General features: G+C 67.2%; 17 protein-coding genes. 8 read left to right on the forward strand and 9 right to left on the reverse strand.

Going from position 1 to position 17,341, the window contains the following annotated elements; genetic code table 11:
- Nucleotides 1–102: 102 nt before the first annotated feature.
- The 6 genes from OH799_RS16735 to OH799_RS16760 form a co-directional block, all read right to left on the reverse strand.
- On the reverse strand, nt 103–804 hold the full coding sequence (locus tag OH799_RS16735) for a DsbA family protein (RefSeq protein ID WP_406281265.1): 702 nt from the start codon (nt 802–804) through the stop codon (nt 103–105).
- A 93-nt stretch (nt 805–897) separates the two neighbouring features.
- The gene (locus OH799_RS16740; protein ID WP_406281267.1) at nt 898–2,253 is read right to left on the reverse strand and encodes an MFS transporter; all 1,356 of its coding nucleotides are present in this window, start codon (nt 2,251–2,253) and stop codon (nt 898–900) included.
- A complete protein-coding gene (gene pgm / locus OH799_RS16745; protein ID WP_406281269.1) occupies nt 2,243–3,886 on the reverse strand; it encodes a phosphoglucomutase (alpha-D-glucose-1,6-bisphosphate-dependent) in 1,644 nt (547 codons plus the stop codon). The genes OH799_RS16740 and pgm overlap by 11 nt, the downstream gene beginning before the upstream one ends.
- Nucleotides 3,887–3,933: 47 nt before the next feature.
- On the reverse strand, nt 3,934–4,272 hold the full coding sequence (locus OH799_RS16750) for a fluoride efflux transporter CrcB (protein WP_357271761.1): 339 nt from the start codon (nt 4,270–4,272) through the stop codon (nt 3,934–3,936).
- Entirely contained in the window at nt 4,269–4,631 is a 363-nt protein-coding gene (locus tag OH799_RS16755) for a DUF190 domain-containing protein (protein WP_406281271.1), read from the reverse strand. The genes OH799_RS16750 and OH799_RS16755 overlap by 4 nt, the downstream gene beginning before the upstream one ends.
- A gap of 776 nt (nt 4,632–5,407) precedes the next feature.
- Entirely contained in the window at nt 5,408–6,907 is a 1,500-nt protein-coding gene (locus OH799_RS16760) for an MFS transporter (RefSeq protein ID WP_406281273.1), read from the reverse strand.
- 117 nt (nt 6,908–7,024) lie between these two features.
- Here OH799_RS16760 and OH799_RS16765 point away from each other — a divergent pair, with 117 nt between their 5' ends.
- Entirely contained in the window at nt 7,025–7,702 is a 678-nt protein-coding gene (locus OH799_RS16765) for a TetR/AcrR family transcriptional regulator (protein WP_406281275.1), read from the forward strand.
- A 52-nt stretch (nt 7,703–7,754) separates the two neighbouring features.
- Entirely contained in the window at nt 7,755–9,053 is a 1,299-nt protein-coding gene (locus OH799_RS16770) for a D-arabinono-1,4-lactone oxidase (protein WP_406281277.1), read from the forward strand.
- A 37-nt stretch (nt 9,054–9,090) separates the two neighbouring features.
- Here the strand turns inward: OH799_RS16770 and OH799_RS16775 are convergent, their stop codons facing one another.
- Nucleotides 9,091–9,837 carry an SIR2 family NAD-dependent protein deacylase gene (locus OH799_RS16775; RefSeq protein ID WP_406281279.1) on the reverse strand — a complete coding sequence of 249 codons (747 nt, stop codon included), beginning with the start codon at nt 9,835–9,837 and terminating at the stop codon, nt 9,091–9,093.
- Nucleotides 9,838–9,947: 110 nt separating this feature from the next.
- Between OH799_RS16775 and OH799_RS16780 the strand changes: the two genes are divergently transcribed.
- From OH799_RS16780 to OH799_RS16790, 3 genes are all read left to right on the forward strand, one after another.
- Nucleotides 9,948–10,859: an oxygenase MpaB family protein gene (locus OH799_RS16780; RefSeq protein ID WP_406281281.1), complete on the forward strand. Its 912-nt coding sequence runs from the start codon at nt 9,948–9,950 to the stop codon at nt 10,857–10,859.
- 433 nt (nt 10,860–11,292) lie between these two features.
- Entirely contained in the window at nt 11,293–11,706 is a 414-nt protein-coding gene (locus tag OH799_RS16785) for an arsenate reductase ArsC (RefSeq protein WP_406281283.1), read from the forward strand.
- Between the two features lie 55 nt (nt 11,707–11,761).
- Nucleotides 11,762–12,166 carry a VOC family protein gene (locus OH799_RS16790; protein ID WP_406281285.1) on the forward strand — a complete coding sequence of 135 codons (405 nt, stop codon included), beginning with the start codon at nt 11,762–11,764 and terminating at the stop codon, nt 12,164–12,166.
- A 110-nt stretch (nt 12,167–12,276) separates the two neighbouring features.
- On the opposite strand, the gene OH799_RS16795 is transcribed toward OH799_RS16790, so the two are convergent.
- Nucleotides 12,277–12,993: a helix-turn-helix domain-containing protein gene (locus tag OH799_RS16795; protein ID WP_406281288.1), complete on the reverse strand. Its 717-nt coding sequence runs from the start codon at nt 12,991–12,993 to the stop codon at nt 12,277–12,279.
- Nucleotides 12,994–13,094: 101 nt separating this feature from the next.
- A complete protein-coding gene (locus OH799_RS16800) occupies nt 13,095–13,502 on the reverse strand; it encodes a hypothetical protein (protein WP_357271743.1) in 408 nt (135 codons plus the stop codon).
- Nucleotides 13,503–13,927: 425 nt separating this feature from the next.
- Here OH799_RS16800 and OH799_RS16805 point away from each other — a divergent pair, with 425 nt between their 5' ends.
- From OH799_RS16805 to OH799_RS16815, 3 genes are all read left to right on the forward strand, one after another.
- On the forward strand, nt 13,928–14,704 hold the full coding sequence (locus OH799_RS16805) for a dienelactone hydrolase family protein (RefSeq protein ID WP_406281291.1): 777 nt from the start codon (nt 13,928–13,930) through the stop codon (nt 14,702–14,704).
- A 141-nt stretch (nt 14,705–14,845) separates the two neighbouring features.
- Complete coding sequence (locus tag OH799_RS16810) at nt 14,846–16,291, forward strand: bifunctional lysylphosphatidylglycerol flippase/synthetase MprF (protein ID WP_406281293.1); 1,446 nt, start codon at nt 14,846–14,848, stop codon at nt 16,289–16,291.
- A 33-nt stretch (nt 16,292–16,324) separates the two neighbouring features.
- The gene (locus OH799_RS16815) at nt 16,325–17,263 is read left to right on the forward strand and encodes a threonine/serine dehydratase (protein WP_406281295.1); all 939 of its coding nucleotides are present in this window, start codon (nt 16,325–16,327) and stop codon (nt 17,261–17,263) included.
- Nucleotides 17,264–17,341: the final 78 nt, after the last annotated feature.

The following is a 17,341-nucleotide window of genomic DNA, read 5'->3' on the forward strand; positions in this document are numbered from 1 at the left end:
AGAAGGGCGAGGTCGTCGCGAAGGTGGCGCGCGGCTCCCGCAGCCGATCACGGTGCAACGGGTCGAAGAGAAGCGCGGCAAATAGCACTACGGTGCCTGGGATCAGTTGGTGAGCGAGACCACCCAGTCCTCGGCGTTGACATCGACCTTGGTCGTGCCCTCGAAGACAGCGGGCGTGGCCGCGGAGCCGCCGAGCGCCGCGCCCAGAGCGTCGGTCTGCGCCTTGGCGGTGGTGCGTGCGGAGTCGACCTTGGCTCCGGTGGAGACGCACTGCAGAACCGATTCCGATGCTCCGGCGTCCCCGGCGATCGCGGCCAACTCTGCGTTGGTCAGATCGGCGCCACCTTCGCTCGGCCGCTTGGTGGTGAACAGCTCCAGGTGGAACTTGGAATAGACCGAGCCGGAACCGCCCTGGGCAACACATTGATTCGCCGCCACCGCGCGGGTGGAGTAGTCCTTGCTGCGGGAACGCGAGTCGAGGAAGTTCACGAGGCGGTAGCGCACTACAAGCTTGCCCTCATCGATCTTCTGCGCGATCTCCTGGCCATAGATGTGCTCCAGGTTGCCGCAGCCGGGGCAGAGCGGGTCCTCGAAAATATCTATGGTCTTCTTCGCATCGGGGCGACCGAGCAGAATGGAGCCGTCCTGCTCCAGTACCGCGCCGACCCCGGGATCACGCACCGGACCGTAGCCGTCGTTGCGTACGGTCGCTTCATCCCGTCCCCACCGGATCGCCGCGATGACGATCAGCACGATCAACGCAAGAGCGACCCCGCCCAACGCATAGGTGGTCACACTGGACATCGGCCGCGGAGTGTAATTCGAACGCGATTCGCTCACACCGACACTTTGCCCCAGCCAACCACCCCGCTGCCCTCCGGGCCACGCGTCCTTCGGTCAGTGGCGGTCACGCACACCGAAACTGACGTCCTTCTCGACCACCACCGGTACCACGCTGTCCGTCACCGGCGCGCCGACCGCATCGCTGACCGTACGGTCGACCTGCGTCATCTGATGTTCCGCACCATCCGCGCCGCAAAGATGATCAGGAGGGCATTCCGGATGGGTTGAAGCCCTGCGCAGGGGTTCGGGGACAACGGCCCAGACGGCCGCGGCAAGGGCGAGGAGGCCGCCGGTCACGCCGAGGGCCAGGCCGTAAGACAGCTGTTGAGCCAGGGCGCCGACGGCGACGGGGCCGATGACCGTGCCGAGATCGGCTGCCATCTGGAAGCCGGCCAGGACGGGCCCGCCGCGTGCCTTGGGGCCGATGACATCGGCGACCGCGGCCTGCTGGGCCGGGGTGAACAGACCGGAGCCGAGCCCGGCGAGGAACGATGTCGCCAGCAGCCACGGCACACTCGTCGCCATGCCGAGCCCCGCGGTGCCCGCCGCGCACACGAGGGAGCCGACAATCACGAACGGTTTGCGTCCCCACTGGTCGGACAATCGTCCGGAGGCGAACAGGACAACCACATTACCTGCCGCGAACACGGTCAGCGCGACGCCGGCCATTCCCGGCGCCTGGTGCAGCACCTCCACCACGAGCAGCGGCACCAGCGCCATCCGCACGCCGAATACGGCCGCACCGTTGGCGAAGTTGGAAACCAGCACGGCGCGGTATTCCGGCCGAGTCAACCCCTCCCGGAACGACATCATGCGGAACCCGCCGAGCGGCTCGGGCGCGGCCAGCTCCGAGTTCCGCAGGCTCAGGTGCACGACGATGCTGACTCCGAGCAACGCCACCGCGTAGATCACGAACGGCCACCGCAGCCCGAGCCCGGACAGAACGCCGCCCACCATCGGCCCGCTCACCGAGCCGACCAGGAAGCTGGTCGACCATAGGCCGGACACCCGCCCGCGCTGTTCGGGCGGCGACATCCGGATGACCAGCGCCAGCGACGACACGGTAAACATGGTGGACCCGATCCCGCCGAGCGACCGCAACACCATCAGCTGCCAATAACTCTGGGCCAGCGCGCTGGCGCCGGTGGAAAGCGCGACGATCAACAGCCCGCCGAAGTAGACCGACCGCTCCCCCAGCCGCTGTACCAGCCGCCCGCTCAATGGAGCGAACAGCAATCGCATCAACGCGAATGCGGAGACGATCGCCGAGGCCGCGGCCACGCCCACGCCGAACCCGCGCGCGAACTGGGGCAGTACCGGGGCGACCAGGCCGAACCCGATGGCGATGACGAACGCGCCCCCGACCAACACCCAGATCTCGGTGGGCAGGGGCTTGGATCTACTGCTCACCGGATAACGCCTGCCCCACCAATTCCTCCGCGGCCGCCTGCACCTCGGTCAGGTGCTCGGCGCCGTGGAACGACTCCGCGTAGATCTTGTACTTGTCCTCGGTGCCGGAGGGGCGGGCGGCGAACCACGCGTTCTCGGTGGTCACCTTGAGCCCGCCCAGCGGAGCGCCGTTCCCCCGCGCTCTGGTGAGCACGGAGGTGACCGATTCTCCGGCGATCTCCTTGGTGGTGATCATGTCCGGTGTCAACTTCGCGAGCAGCTCTTTCTGTTCCGCCGTCGCGGGTGCGTCGATCCGGGCGTAGGCGGGGCTGCCGTAGCGCCGTTCGAGTTCGACATAGCGCGCCGAGGGGCTTTGCCCGGTGACCGCGGCGATCTCGGCGGCCAGCAGCGCGAGCAGGATGCCGTCCTTGTCGGTGGTCCATACGCTGCCGTCCATCCGCAGGAACGATGCGCCCGCGCTCTCCTCACCGCCGAAAGCGAGACTCCCACTGAACAACCCGGGCACGAAGAACTTGAACCCGACCGGGACCTCGTGCACGTCGCGGCCGAGCACCGAAACGACTCGGTCGATCATGGACGAGGTCACCACGGTCTTGCCGATCTTGGTCAGCGCATCCCACCCCATCCGGTTGGCAACAAGGTATTCGATGGCCACCGCGAGGAAATGGTTCGGGTTCATCAGCCCGCCGTCGGGGGTGACGATGCCGTGCCGGTCGGCGTCGGCGTCGTTGCCGGTGGAGATGTCGTAGTCGTCCTTGATCGCGATCAGCGAAGCCATCGCGTAGCGCGAGGACGGGTCCATCCGGATCTTGCCGTCGCTGTCGAGGGTCATGAACCGCCAGGTCGGGTCGACGACCGGGTTGACCACCTCGAGCTCGAGATCGTAGCGCTGGCCGATCTCCTCCCAGTAGTCGACGCTGGCGCCGCCCATCGGGTCGGCACCGAGCCGGATGCCCGCACCCCGGATCGCGTCCAGGTTCAGCACGTTCGGCAGATCAGCGATGTAGTGGTCGAGGTAGTCGTAGCGTTCGACGCCGGTTTCCAGCGCCTGCCGCAGCGTGGTGCGCTTGACCTCGGCGAGGCCGCCGCGCAGCAGTTCGTTGGCGCGGGCGGCGATGGCGTCGGTCGCCGTGTTGTCGGCCGGGCCACCGTGCGGCGGGTTGTATTTGAAGCCGCCGTCGCCCGGCGGGTTGTGCGAGGGGGTGACCACGATACCGTCGGCTTGGTGCTTGGCGCCGCCCCGATTGTGGCGCAGGACAGCGTGACTCAGCGCCGGTGTCGGGGTGTAGCGGCCGCGCGCATCGATCACGGCGGTCACCTCGTTGGCGGCGAGCACCTCCAGTGCTGTGGTCCAAGCCGGCTCGGACAGGGCGTGTGTGTCCCTGGCCAGATACACCGGTCCAGTGATGCCGCGGGTGGCGCGATACTCCACGATCGACTGGGTGATCGCGAGGATGTGCGCCTCGTTGAACGCGCTGTCCAGGCTGGAGCCGCGATGTCCCGAAGTACCGAACGCTACACGCTGGGCCGGATTCTCCGGATCGGGGACATGGCTGTAGTACGCCGTCACCAGATGTGCGATGTCTTCCAGATCGGTAGGACGCGCGGGACGCCCGGCTCGATCATGGGCCATGCTCGGGTCTCCCTTCCTTATCGGCTGCGCCCGGCTCGTCATCAGAATCATGGCCACGACCGCCCGGTCGTGGCGACCGCGGCCACGTCGATCACGGCGGTGCCCGCGGCGCAGGCGCGAGCACCGACAGCCACCGGCCGGATCGTTTCGAAGCCGAACGTGCGGAGCGTGGTCGCCGCACCGCGGAAGCCTATTCCCGCGGTGGCGAGCAGCCGATCGCCCGCCCCCGCACCGCCCAGACCGCCGAACCGCGCCGAACCGACAATGGTAACGGTCTGCGTGCAGGACGGCAGGGGAGAATCGAAACGCGCTGGCACCACAGGCTCTGCCGGATATCGGGCAGATTCACCGAGCTTTCCGCTGGGCACGACGGGCAGCACTGTCATCGGGCGGCTCCCTGCCACAGCTCGAGCGGCGCGAGCGTGGTGTTGATCGAGGTGAACAGTTCGGCGTTCTGCTCGACGAAGGCACGCAGCCGGTCGAGCTCGTCGACAAGCATCAGTACCAGCGGCAGATGGTCGGCGATGTCCAGGATCCGGGTGGTGTGGATCTGCGAGGATGATCCGTAACCTTCGATGCCGCGCCAGACGCTGGCGCCCGCCAGGCCGGTGTCCCTGGCACGTCGCACGATCTCGTGGTATAGGGGCGTGTGCCGCCACTTGTCGTCCTCATCGAGCAGCACGGTGAGCCGTGCCGCGGGCCGCCACTGTCCGGCCGGCGTCGAACCCGCCGCTGAACCACTCATTGCCTGACCCCCTTCCGTCGCGTCCCATTCCGGTCGATCGCCGAGCCGTACCAGTTATCCACCGTGCCATGCCCTCGTCGGCCACAGCCGTCCCGGCGATACCACCGCTCCCTGAGGCAGCCGAGCGCGTGGACCGCCGCGCCCGATCCGAGGAGTCTACGAACCTCGACCATGCGGGGGGAGAAGGTGGGTGGTGCCCGCCGACCGCGAAGGGGAGGTAGCAGACTGTTGGCTACCCATGCCACTGTCATCGGAATCATCGGAATCCCGATCGCAAAGCATCCCATGGAAATTGCGACGCCGATCAGCCAAGGGAGCCTCGCTCCGCACCGCACCGAGCGCGGAAACGTACCGTCGCGCCATTACCCGCACGTGACGTACCCGGCAGTCCGAGCGGGATACCCTGCACCTGCCGACCACAGAGCCGCATGCCACCAGCGCGATGCTATCGGCAGTACCGTTCGATCCGTTCAGCCGGGACGCCACGAACAGTGGTCCTCGTCGGCATGCCGCGCAGCCCGCATCCCGCCAACTGCCGACCGGACAGTCCGCTCCGAACCGAACGCCGGCACGTCTTCCTCGCACCGTTTGCGTTCGGACCCCAACTCACCTAGCCGAATACGAGTCTCACAAACCAAGACCGTTCGGCGCACGGCCTGCCGAATCGGCTTGTACCTACCGTTCACGGCCGAGCGGCCGCCGCTCACGACTATGTCGCATGCGGCGGCCGCTCGGCCGTATCGGAATGCGCAGCGCCATGGGCGCTGCCGCACCTCTCAGTGCGCGAGCACCGGCTCCCCCTCGGCCGGTGCCGGCGCCGTGCTCGGCATCAGCACCGCGGTGAGCGCCCCGCCTGCCACGAAGATCGCGGTGGCCCACCAGAAACTGGTGGTGTAGCTCTCGATCGCGGACTGGGCGACGGTCAGCGGGTCCGGCCTGCGGGTGGACAGGTAATCGCCGGCCGCCGATGCGGCGATGGTGCTGAGCAAGGCTGTGCCGATAGAGCCACCGACCTGCTGGCTGGTATTGATCATGGCCGAGGCCACGCCCGCGTCCTCATGCTGCACGCCCGAGGTCGCGCCCTGGAAGGCGGTCGCCATCGCGCCGCCGAGACCGAGACCCAGCAGGATCAGGGCGGGCAGAATGTGGGTGGTGTAGCCGGTGTCCAAACCGATCCTGGTCAGCCAGGCCATTCCGCCGGCCGCGACCAGGAAGCCGCCGCTGACTACGATTTTCGGTCCGACCTTCGGCAGCAGTAAGGAGGGTGCGGTCGTCGAGGAGACCACCATCGCGGCGACCATCGGCAGGAAAGCTACGCCGGTCATGATCGGCGAGTACCCCAGCGTCAGCTGCATGTAGTAAGTGAGGAACAGGAAGATCGCGAACATTCCGATGCCCATGACGAACACCGTCAGGTAGGAGGTGCCGCGCATGCGGTCGAGCACGATCCGCATTGGGAGCAGGGGGTGTGCGACCCGGGTCTCCAGCCAGGCGAACACCGCGAGCAGCACCGCGCCGCCGATCAGGAAGGCGAGAGTGACACTGTCGGTCCAGCCGTGCGACTCCGCGTGCGAGAACCCGTAGACGATGCCGAACAGGGCCGCGGTGACCACGACGGTGCCCGGGATGTCGAGCTTGGGCCGATCGGTGCCCGCATGCTTGGCCAGTAGCAGTACCGCGCCGACCAGAGCGACCGCCGCGAAGGCCAGGTTCACGAACATCACCCAGCGCCAGGACGCCCATTCGGTGAGCGCGCCGCCGAGCAACAGGCCGATCGCGCCGCCGGTACCGGCGACCGCACCGAAGATGCCGAACGCCTTCGCCCGCTCGGACGGCTCGGTGAAGGTCACGGTGAGCAGGGAGAGCGCGGCCGGGGCGAGCAGCGCACCGAAGACGCCTTGCCCGACGCGCGCCGCCACCAGCATTTCGAAACTGGTGGCCGCCCCACCGACCGCTGAGGCTCCCGCGAAGCCGATCAGGCCGATGATGAAGGTGTTGCGCCTGCCGAACAGGTCACTGAGGCGTCCGCCTAGCAACAGCAGGCTGCCGAAGGCCAGCGCGTAACCGGTGACCACCCAGGAGCGGTCGCCGTCGCTGAAGCCGAGGTCCTGCTGGGCCGCGGGCAGCGCGATGTTCACTACAGTCGCGTCGAGGACCACCATTAGCTGTGCGACGCCGAGCACGGCGAGCACCCACCAGCGCAGCGCGTGTGATCCGCGGCCCCCCGTTCCTGTCTTGTCGGTGGCGGATGCCCCGCGCTCGATCATGGTAGTCATGTGTACCCTTTGCCTCGAGTATGATGCGGAGACGTCACCTCCGCTTACCGGAAGACGGTATCATCATAACGGAGACACTGCCTCCGTTTAATCCCGGGTAGTTGATAGAATGAACTTGTGAATCACGCCACGGTCGCCTCCCCGCCCCGGCGCCTACGTGCCGATGCCGCGCGCAATCAGCAACGGATCATCGCCGCGGCGCGCGAACTGTTCGCCGACCACGGACTCGAGATCACCCTCGACGACGTGGCCGAACGCGCGGGCGTCGGCGTCGGTACGGTCTACCGCCGGTTCGCGAACAAAAAGGAATTGATCGTCGAAGTCTTCGACCAGAACCTGAGCGATTTCGCCGACGCCGCCGACGCCGCCTACCGACACCCGGACCCATGGTTCGGACTGGTCGAATTCTTCGAATACGCGTGCAGGCACATGGCCACCAACCGCGGATTCAGCGAGGTCATGCTCGAGCTCGAGGACGACCACACGAACCGATTCATCGTCGTCCGCGATCGGATCAAGCCCACCGTGACCGCCATCTGCGAGCGCGCACGCGCCGCGGGAGCCCTCGCCGAGGGAATCGAGCCTTCGGACTTCTTCGCGCTCGTGCACATGGTCGACCGCATCGCCGAGTTCGCGAAGCCGGTCAATCCCGACGTCTGGCAGCGATATATGGCCATCGCACTCAACGGCGTGCGCGCGGACGGCGTCCCGCGCCAGCATCTCGAAGTCCCGCCGCTGGCCGAGGAGGAAGTCGAGAAGGCCAAGCACCTCACCTGCGCGAATCGCAGGAGGTAGCACATTCCGGCCTAGGTAGCGCACATCACAATCGCTCCCGTAAATTGGTCACATGACCAATTTGTGGGTGAACTGGGCCGGCGATCAGCAGTGTGCGCCGGCGACCTTCGCCACTCCGCGTTCCCCCGACGAAGTGGCCGATTTACTCGGCAACGCCGAGGCCAACGGGCAAACCGTGCGCGTCGCGGGCGCGGGTCATTCATTCACCGACACCGTTCTCACCGACGGCATCCTGTTGAACCTGGCGAACCTGAACCGGGTCCTCGATGTCGACCGCGCCACCGGGCTTGTCCGGCTCGAGGCGGGCATCACCCTGAACGCCGCGAGCAACGCACTGCATGAGCACGGCCTCGCCTTCCCGAACTTGGGCGACGTCGATGTGCAGACCGTGGCGGGCGCGACCGCCACCGGCACCCACGGCACCGGTGCCACGTTGCAAAACCTCTCCGCCGCACTGGATTCGATCGAACTGATGCTCGCCGACGGCAGCCGGGTCGAGCTGAACGCGCGGACCGACCCCGACGGCTGGCGCGCGGCGCGGGTCAGCGTCGGCGCCCTCGGCGTCGTCACCGCCGTGACGGTGCGGATGGTGCCCTCCTTCGTGCTGGAGGGGATCGAGCGACCGGTGCCGGTGGACGACGTGCTCGCCGACCTGGACTCGTTCGTCGACGGCAACGACCACTTCGAGTTCTACATGTTCGCGCACAGCCCCCTGGCCATGACCAAACGAAACAACCGTGTGGCACTACCGGAGCAGCCCCGCGGCAAGGCTGTGGACTGGCTCACGGACATCCTGATGTCCAACTACCTGTTCGATGGGGTGTGCAAGCTGAGCCGATGGCAGCCGCGCCTGGTCCCGTTGATCCAGCGCAGCGCCGCTTATGCGGGCAGTTACCGCCGCCAGGTGGACCGTTCCTATCGAGTGTTCGCCTCGCCGCGCCTGGTCCGCTTCATCGAGATGGAGTACGCCGTTCCGCGTGCGCACTCCATCGAAGCGATCCGCGAGATCAAAGAAGTGACCGCGAAATTCGGCACACCGATGCCCGTCGAGGTGCGGTGGGTCGCGCCGGACGACGCCTTTCTCTCCCCCGCGGGTGGCCGCGAGACCTGCTACATCGCGGTGCACCAATACCGCGGCATGGCATACGAGCCGTATTTCCGTGCCTGCGAAGCGGTGTTCGACCGCTACGACGGACGGCCACACTGGGGCAAGCGCCACTTCCAGACCGCCGAAACCCTGCGCGACCGCTATCCCGACTGGGACCGCTTCGCCGAGGTGCGTCGACGCCTCGACCCGAAGGGTCGGTTCACCAACGCCTACCTCGATCGCGTGCTCGGCCCGGTCGGCTGAACCGACCCGCCCGAAAGACGATGGAGCACCGTCCCGGTCAGGCAGCGAGGATCTCCGCGACCAGGCGGGGCACGGCCGTGCCGATGGGTTCGCGGACGACCTCGGTCGCCATGGCGTCGTAGGGCGTGGGATCGGCATTGACGATGACCAGGTCGGCGCCGCTTCCGACGGCGATCGAACACATCGAGGCAGCTGGTTCGACCTGAAGTGAGGTACCGATGGCCAAGAAGATCTCGCTCGTCTCCGCGGTGATCGTGGCCTTGGTCAGGGTGCGGTGGTCCATCTGCTGGCCGAACATGACGGTGGCAGCCTTCAGGATGCCGCCGCAGTCGCGACAGGGTGGGTCGGGCTCGCCCGCGGCCACGCGCTCCAGCGTCGCGGCCATCGTGGTCTGGTAGTCGCACTCGATGCAGACCACTTCGAACATGTTGCCGTGAATCTCGATCACACGGTCGGGCGAGGACCCCGCGCGCTGGTGCAAACGGTCGATGTTCTGCGTGATGATGGTGACCGCTCGACCGGCCCGCTCCAAGTCTGCGAGGGAGTTGTGCGCGGGGTTCGGGACGGCGTGCCAGGCCGGATTGTCGCGCCGGGCCAACCAGGCACGCGCGCGCAGGTCGGCGTCGGACACATAGCTCTGATAGGTGGACAGCAGCTCGGCGATCGGATCTTTCGTCCACACCCCGCGCGGGCCGCGAAAATCCGGGATGCCGGAATCGGTCGAGATGCCCGCGCCGGTCAGCACCGCGATCCGGCCGGTGCGCGCACGCCACTGACTCGTCATGCTGGTAGAGCCTAGGGGCAGCGGCGCGCCAGCAACGACGGATAGACGATGAGAGATTGTTAGAGATATCATCTCATTATATTGAGCTCGGCTGATCGAAGGAGATCACGATGACCGCGTCCGTCGCACCCCAATCCACCGGCGCACGAACGCTTGCGCCCCGGCGCCCGATCGCACCGGACACCCGGATGTGGGACGAGACCGGCCTGATCACCTTTTCGCTGACCGCTGGTTCCGCCTTCCTGCTGCAGACCATGGAGCCGACCATCTCCGCGGTGGTAGACCGACACTCCACCTTCCGCACCGACCCGATGGGCCGCGCGGTGCGCAGCCTCGCCTCGGTGATGATGTGGATCTACGGCGGGGACGATGCGCTCGCCGAGGCCGACCGCCTTCGCCACCTGCACGCGTCGCTGAACACCACCGACGCCGACGGCGTACGGCATACCGCGCTGTCCAGCGGCCCGTGGGCCTGGGTGCTGCACACCGGAACCTTCGCATTCACCGGGAGCGCCGAGTATTTCTCCCGCCGCCCGCTCACGGCGGCCGAGAAAGAGGCGTATTTCCAGGAGACATTGCAGCTTATGCGCAATTTCTCGGTACCAGCCAAGGAGATTCCGGCGAGCTACGCCGAGTTCCAGACTTTCTTCGCGGACACCGTGGCCAACCACTTGGTGGCCACCGACACGGCGCGCGACTACCTACGGGTGATCCGCTCCGTCGCCCCGCCGAAGCAGTTGCCGCGTGCGTTGCGACCGGCCTGGAAGTGGGCCGTGACGCCGATCGGCCGGCTCCAATACTTCGTGACGGTCGGCACCACACCCGAGGTCGCCAGGCAGAAGTTGGGCCTGACGTGGACTTCGTCCGATGAACGCAAGCTCCGCGCCCTCGGTTGGCTGATCGCGCGGACCGTCCCACTGCTGCCGGAGCGGTTGCGCTACTTCCCGATCGCCTACGAAGCCCGCCGCCTCGAACGTGACCGCCAGCGGCTGCGCAAGATGATCGATATGCGGCCGCTCTGAGCGATCGCCTGGCGCTATTGCGCCGACCATGAGAAGGAGCGGCCCTGGACGGCTTCGTCCAGGGTGCTGAATTTCCGGTGCGGCAGACACTTCGAGAAGAACTCGGACAGGTGCCGACCGACGACGTTCGACCCGATGGCCGAGCGCCACGGATCGACTTCGGCACAAGCATCTGATTGACCGTCCAGTCCGGTCTATCCAGACGACGGCCATGTTCCCGCAAATGCTGTGGCAACCGCTTCGAGCCTGTGACCTGGGATCACCCCATCGCGTGTGCACTCATCCGCAGCCGAACGAATGCTGCGCGGTAACGATTCACGGCGCGCTGGTATACGTATCTCATACGCTCCGAAAGCGTTTCGGCACCAACCACGCCGGGCAGCGGGCCCAGCGACCAGCACACTCCCTGCTCCGCTCATCGAAAGGCGTTCTCATGGCCCACAAACCCAGTGTGCTGTTCGTCTGCGTGCACAACGCGGGCAGATCGCAGATGGCCGCCGGGTTACTCACCGCGCTCGCCGACGACCGGATCGACGTGCGGTCGGCGGGTAGCGCGCCTGCCGAGAGGCTCAACCCGACCGTGGTCGAAGCTATGGCCGAGATCGGCATCGACATCTCCGGCCAGACCCCCAAGCCACTCGCGATGGATGCCATCGGCATCTCCGATGTCGTGGTCACGATGGGCTGCGGCGACGCATGCCCGTACTTCCCCGGCATCAGCTATCGCGACTGGGTGCTCCCGGACCCCTCCGAGCAGACCCTCGACGTGGTCCGCACCATCCGCGACCGCATTCGCATCCTGGTAGAGAACCTGATCGCCGAGCTCGTCCCCGCACCAGCGCGCTGACCGGTTGTCCGATTCGTTCAAGACCGAGCCTTTCGACGCTACCTATGCTGCCGATATGACTCCACAACTCGACGTCATCAGCATCGTCGTCACCGATATGGCAGCAGCGGTCGCCTTCTATCGCCGTCTCGGCCTCGACTTTCCCGCGGACTCCGAGCAGGAAGCGCACGCCGAGGCGGCCGTGCCCAACGGCCTGCGGCTCGCGCTCGACACCGAGGGCGTCATCCAGTCGTTCTATCCCGACTGGACGCCCCCGCAAGGCGGCGGCCGCGTCGGCATCGCCTTCCGCTGCGCCGACCCCGCCGAGGTCGACGCCGTCTATGCCGACCTGGTGGACGCCGGTTACCACGGTGAGCTGAAACCTTGGGACGCCTTCTGGGGCCAGCGCTACGCGGTGGTCAACGACCCCGACGGCAATGGGATCGACCTCTACGCCCCCCTCCCGACCACCACCGGATAGCCAGGGCTGCCGGAAGCACGGATCTCGACCGCGTAACCTACACGTCCCACCACCTCGCGGCTCGACCACGCACCGAATTCGACTTGGTCGCTACGAGGCCACACGAGGCGCTACGACCTGGCGAGCAACTCCGTCAACGGCATCCCTGCCAGTGCGCGCACCTCACGGGATAGGTGCGCCTGGTCGGCAAACCCCGCCAGCGCCGCGGTCTCGGCGAGCGGCACGCCACGGCGGGCCGCCGCCAGGGCGCGTTGCATGCGCAGCACTCTGGCAAGGGTTTTGGGCCCGTAGCCGAACGCGGCCAAGGACCGGCGATGCAGGGCCCGCTCGCCCATTCCGGCGCTGGCGGCGATCGCCGCCACCGGCCAACCGGCGTCCAACGCGGCGGCCATCCGCCCCACGAGTGGATCGGCCTGATCGGCCACGGCTGCGCGGCGCAGTACGACCTTTTCCAGCGCCGCGGCCGGATCGTCGGCCGCCTCGAGCTGTCCCACGAGCGACCGGACCGCCGACGAGGGCCACACATTCGCGAGATCAACCCGCTGATCGCGCACCTCGTGCGCGGGGACGCCGAGCAGCGCGGGCGCCGTGCCGGGCGAGAACCGGACGCCGACGTACCGGGCGCCGTCCGACGCCGGTGGATGATGGGCGCGAGTATCCGGCCCGGCGACCACCAGCCGCCCGGCCCTCCAGATCAAATCCATGCAGCCGTCAGGCAGCACGGGCAGCACCGGGTCCGTACCGTCGATGGTCCTGGTCCACAGCACGGCCCCCCCGAACCGGGACGGTCGCTCGCGATACTGCCCCGTGCCACCGACCTCGTCCACCTCGCCGACGCTACCCCAACCACTAACCGAAACCGTCCGTCTCGAAGACCGCGAGCAGCGCCGTACTGATCCCGGCTACCGGAGCCACCTTTCCGCTGCGGTCAGCGGGGAGTGTGCGGCGCGGCGGGAACAACACCGCGCGCGGCGACGCGAATGTACGGATCGGGATGCGCTGCGGCAATTTTCGATTCCGGATCTTTGCAGCCGACGGTGACGTCGCCGGTCGGCGCGGAGGAAAACGTCCACAGCGTCATCCACTCCGTACCGCCGACGGTCTCGGTCTTCTTCACGTCCGAAGACCGCAGATCTTCATTCCTTCCCGAACTTTCGGTCACAGTACAGCGAATAGCATCGGCCGCCTCGCCCCATGCCACCGGCACCCTGATATCCAGCACCGCGTCTGCGGGCACCGAGACTGTCTTCATCTCACCCAGCAAAATCCGGACAATACTGGCTGATTCGTCGTCGTCGCGCGCATCCGGCGTCGCGTGCACCGCACTCGCGGCCACGGCGGCGGCACTGGTCGATGTCGATTCCCCGCTCGCCGACGTATCGTCGGAACACCCCGACACGGTGGCTGCGACCAGCGCGGGAACCGCCATCCAGATCAGTTTCACAGTTCAGACCTCTCGTCGCGCCCAGTCACAAGGCGATCGGTACGGATCAGCGATCCAACTGAGCATGACAACGTCGAAGTGAAAATGTCGGCTACACGCCGTAGAAAATCGGCAATTCCATAGCAATCGAAAGAATCGGCCCGATGTCACCGAAACCCCTTGTTGAATCGGAGGCTCCTTCGGTGATCTACGATACCGACTTCGAGTAATCGGTCTGCCGCCGAAGGGTTCTCACGCTGCTGCCGTCGGGCACCCAGCTCACGGCACGCTGAGCCACCTAGGATCGCACTGGTTGTTCGCATTCTCATGGAGGCCTGATGACTTCGCCCGTCACATTCGAACAGATCGATCTATCGCTCCCCGACGGTACCGCCGATTCCTACTTCGCCCATCCCGACGACGGCGCTCGCCATCCCGGCGTGCTGTTCTTCATGGACGCTTACGGCCTACGGCCGTGGTTGCGGGAAATGGTGGAGACGATCGCCGCGCACGGCTACACCGTGCTCGCGCCCAACATCTTCTACCGCTCCGGGCGCGCCCCGGTCGTGCCCATGCCCGATCAGAGCGACCCCGACGCCCACGCGGCGTTTTTCGCGGCGCTCAGTCCTATGCGCGCGGCGCTGACCCCGGAGAAGGCGATCGAGGACGCGAACGCCTACCTCGACCGGCTCGCCGCCTCCGAGTTCGTCATCCCAGGCCTGCTCGCCACGACCGGCTACTGCATGGGCGGCCGACTGGCGCTGCGCACCGCGGCGGCCTTCGGCGGCCAGGTGGCCGCCGCCGCGAGCTTCCACGGCGGCTACCTGGCCGCCGACGACCGCTCCGACAGTCCGCACCACGACGCGGCGAGCATGACGGCGGAACTGTTCATCGCCCACGCCGACCAGGACGGTTCGATGCCGCCCGACCAGATCGAGCGGCTGGAAGCGGCGCTGGATACTGCGAACGTGCGCTACACCTCGGTGGTCTACCCGGACGCCCCGCACAGCTTCACCATGCGCGATACGGCGGCGTTCCGGGAAGACGCCTACGAGCGGCACCTGCGGGACCTGTTCGCGCTGCTCGATCGCACCTTCCGCACCACGGCGGAATAGACTCGGATTCATCCGATGTTTCGCCTGGGGCTGAGGCCAGGGCCAGGTGTCGGCCGCGCGGCCCCGGTCCGATGAGACATTGCCCATGGAACCCGCTGGTCCCGCATAGTGTGTCGGTAGGCGATCATCGGGAGGATCACCATGGCGAGACTGTCGTGGCTGGGGAAACGCGACAACGGGGCGAGTATCGGCGTGTCCGACAAACGGGAAACCGCGGGATCGCGCACGCTACGCGCCGCCACGCTTACCGGCTACCGGGAAGCCTCCTTCACCACCACGCCCGCGACCCGCATGACACTGATCACCGCGGCGGTCGTGATCGCCGCGATACTGACGTACGAGGCCGACGCGACCTCGCACGACGGCGTCGACCACGGCTGGTTCGTAGCCCTTGCACTGGCTGGACTCTTCGTGGCCCGCGGCCTGCACCTGCGCCGCCCGATCACTCTCCCGCATTTCACGGCCGCCGTGCTGGTGCTGGCCATCGCCCATCTCGCTTACCGTGCCCAGCACCCCGGCGTCGGCTTCCTCCTGCTCACCGCCACGGGCTTCGTACTGGTCTTACCGCAGTCCAGCAGACCACAGCCCGACCAGTTGTACCGGGTGGCCGAACTGGTCGGCCGTACCCAGGGCGACGCGCTGGCGCCGTTCGCATTGCATTCGTCCAAGACCTATTTCTTCAACGAGCACTCGACCGCGGCGATCGGCTACCGCACCCGCTTCGGAATCGCCGTCGTGGCGGGCGATCCGCTCGGCGACCGCGCAGCCTTCCCCGAACTGCTCACCCAATTCTCCGAGTTCGCGGTCGACCACGGCTGGCGGATCGCCGTGCTCGGCGCGAGCCCGGAGCTGGCCGATCTGTGGCGGCTGCGAGCGCTGGAACACCGGGGACTGCACGCGGTGCCGATCGGCCGCGACGTGGTGATCGATGTCAACGAGTTCAACCTGGTCGGGCGCAAGTTCCGCAACCTTCGCCAGGCCGTGAACCGCACCAGGAACTTCGGTGTCACCACCGAAGTGCTGTACGAGTCGGCGCTGACCGAGGCTCGGCGCGCGGAGCTGCTCGCCATCGTCGACGAATGGTGCCGCGGCAGGCAGACCCGCGGCTTCTCGATGATCCTCGACCACCTGTTGGACGCGCGTAACCCGAACATGCTGGTCGTCATCGCCAATGGCGCGAACGGCAGTCCGGCCGGCTTCCAGCGCTACGGCATGTCCGGGCGCGGTCGCGAACTCAGCCTCGACGTCCCGTGGCGGCGCGGTGACGCACCCAACGGCTTGGACGAACGCATGATCATCGATCTAGTGGAATACGCGAAAACCCATGACATCCAACGGATCTCGCTTGCATTCGCGCCGTTTCCCGAACTGTTCGCCGACAAGAACAAGTCGCGGACGGCCCGGCTTGTCGCCCTGCTGGTGCACCTGGGCGATCCGCTGATCCGGCTGGAATCGCTGTACCGTTTCCTGCGCAAATTCCACGCGCTGGCCGATCAGCGCTACGTGTTGGTCCGCTGGCGCGAGGTGGTCGTGGCCGCCGCGGCCCTGCTTACCCTGGAGTTCGCCCCGCACCGCCATGAGCACTGAGCGGCGCTATCCGACCATGTTCCCAGGAGCACCATGGAACTGACCCACAGCGACGTGAAGGCCGCGGCCCAAAGGCTTGCCGGTCAGGTGCGGCCGGTCACTGTCGCGCAGGCGGACACCACCGGTGAGCTGTGGTTCGCACTGGAGTTCATGCAGCACACCGGAAGCTTCAAAGCCCGTGGCGCGCAGAACTTTCTGCTCACCCATCGCGAGAACAACGCGCTGCCTGCGGCGGGCGTAACGATCGCCTCGGGCGGCAACGCCGGGCTGGCCTGCGCATGGGCGGCGCGCAGTCAGCGGGTCCGGGCGACGGTGTTCGTGCCGACAACCGCGCCAAAGGTCAAGGTGGACCGGCTGGTCTCCTACGGAGCCGACGTGCGGCTGATCGGCACACAGTACGCCGACGCGCTCGCGGCCAGCCACGAATTCGCCGACGCGACCGGCGCGCTGCTCTCCCATGCCTATGACAACCCGCTCATCGCGGCCGGTGCGGGCACGCTGATGGAGGAGATCCACCGGAAGATCCCGGACCTCGGCGCGGTCGTGGTCGCGGTCGGCGGTGGCGGACTGTTCTCCGGCATCGTCACAGCCGCTGACCATTACGGCATCCGGGTAGTCGCAGTCGAGCCCGTGCGCTGCCGTGCGCTCAACGCCGCGATCACGGCGGGGCGAGTCGTCGACGTCGAGGTCGACTCGGTCGCCGCCGACTCGCTCGGCGCGCGCCGAACTTCGGAGATGGCGCTGGCGGCCGCACAACACTTCGCCGTGGATTCGGTGCTGGTCGACGACGCCGAGATCGTCGCGGCCCGCCGCGCGATATGGGCGAACCGCCGCGTGGCCGTCGAACACGGTGCGGCGACAGCCTTGGCGGCGAGGCTCGGCGACAGCCCCGCGTTCCGGCCCACCCCCGGCGAGAGGGTATGCGTGGTGCTGTGCGGCGCGAACACCGATCCCTCGGATCTGGCCAGGTAGACGGCGCGCCACGCCGATCGACGGCGCGCCGTCCGATTACCGACAAACCGGGCGGTACGGGGTTAGGCTCCGGGGTGT

Origin of the sequence: Nocardia sp. NBC_00881 (assembly GCF_045207455.1) — a bacterium.
Lineage (GTDB): Bacteria > Actinomycetota > Actinomycetes > Mycobacteriales > Mycobacteriaceae > Nocardia.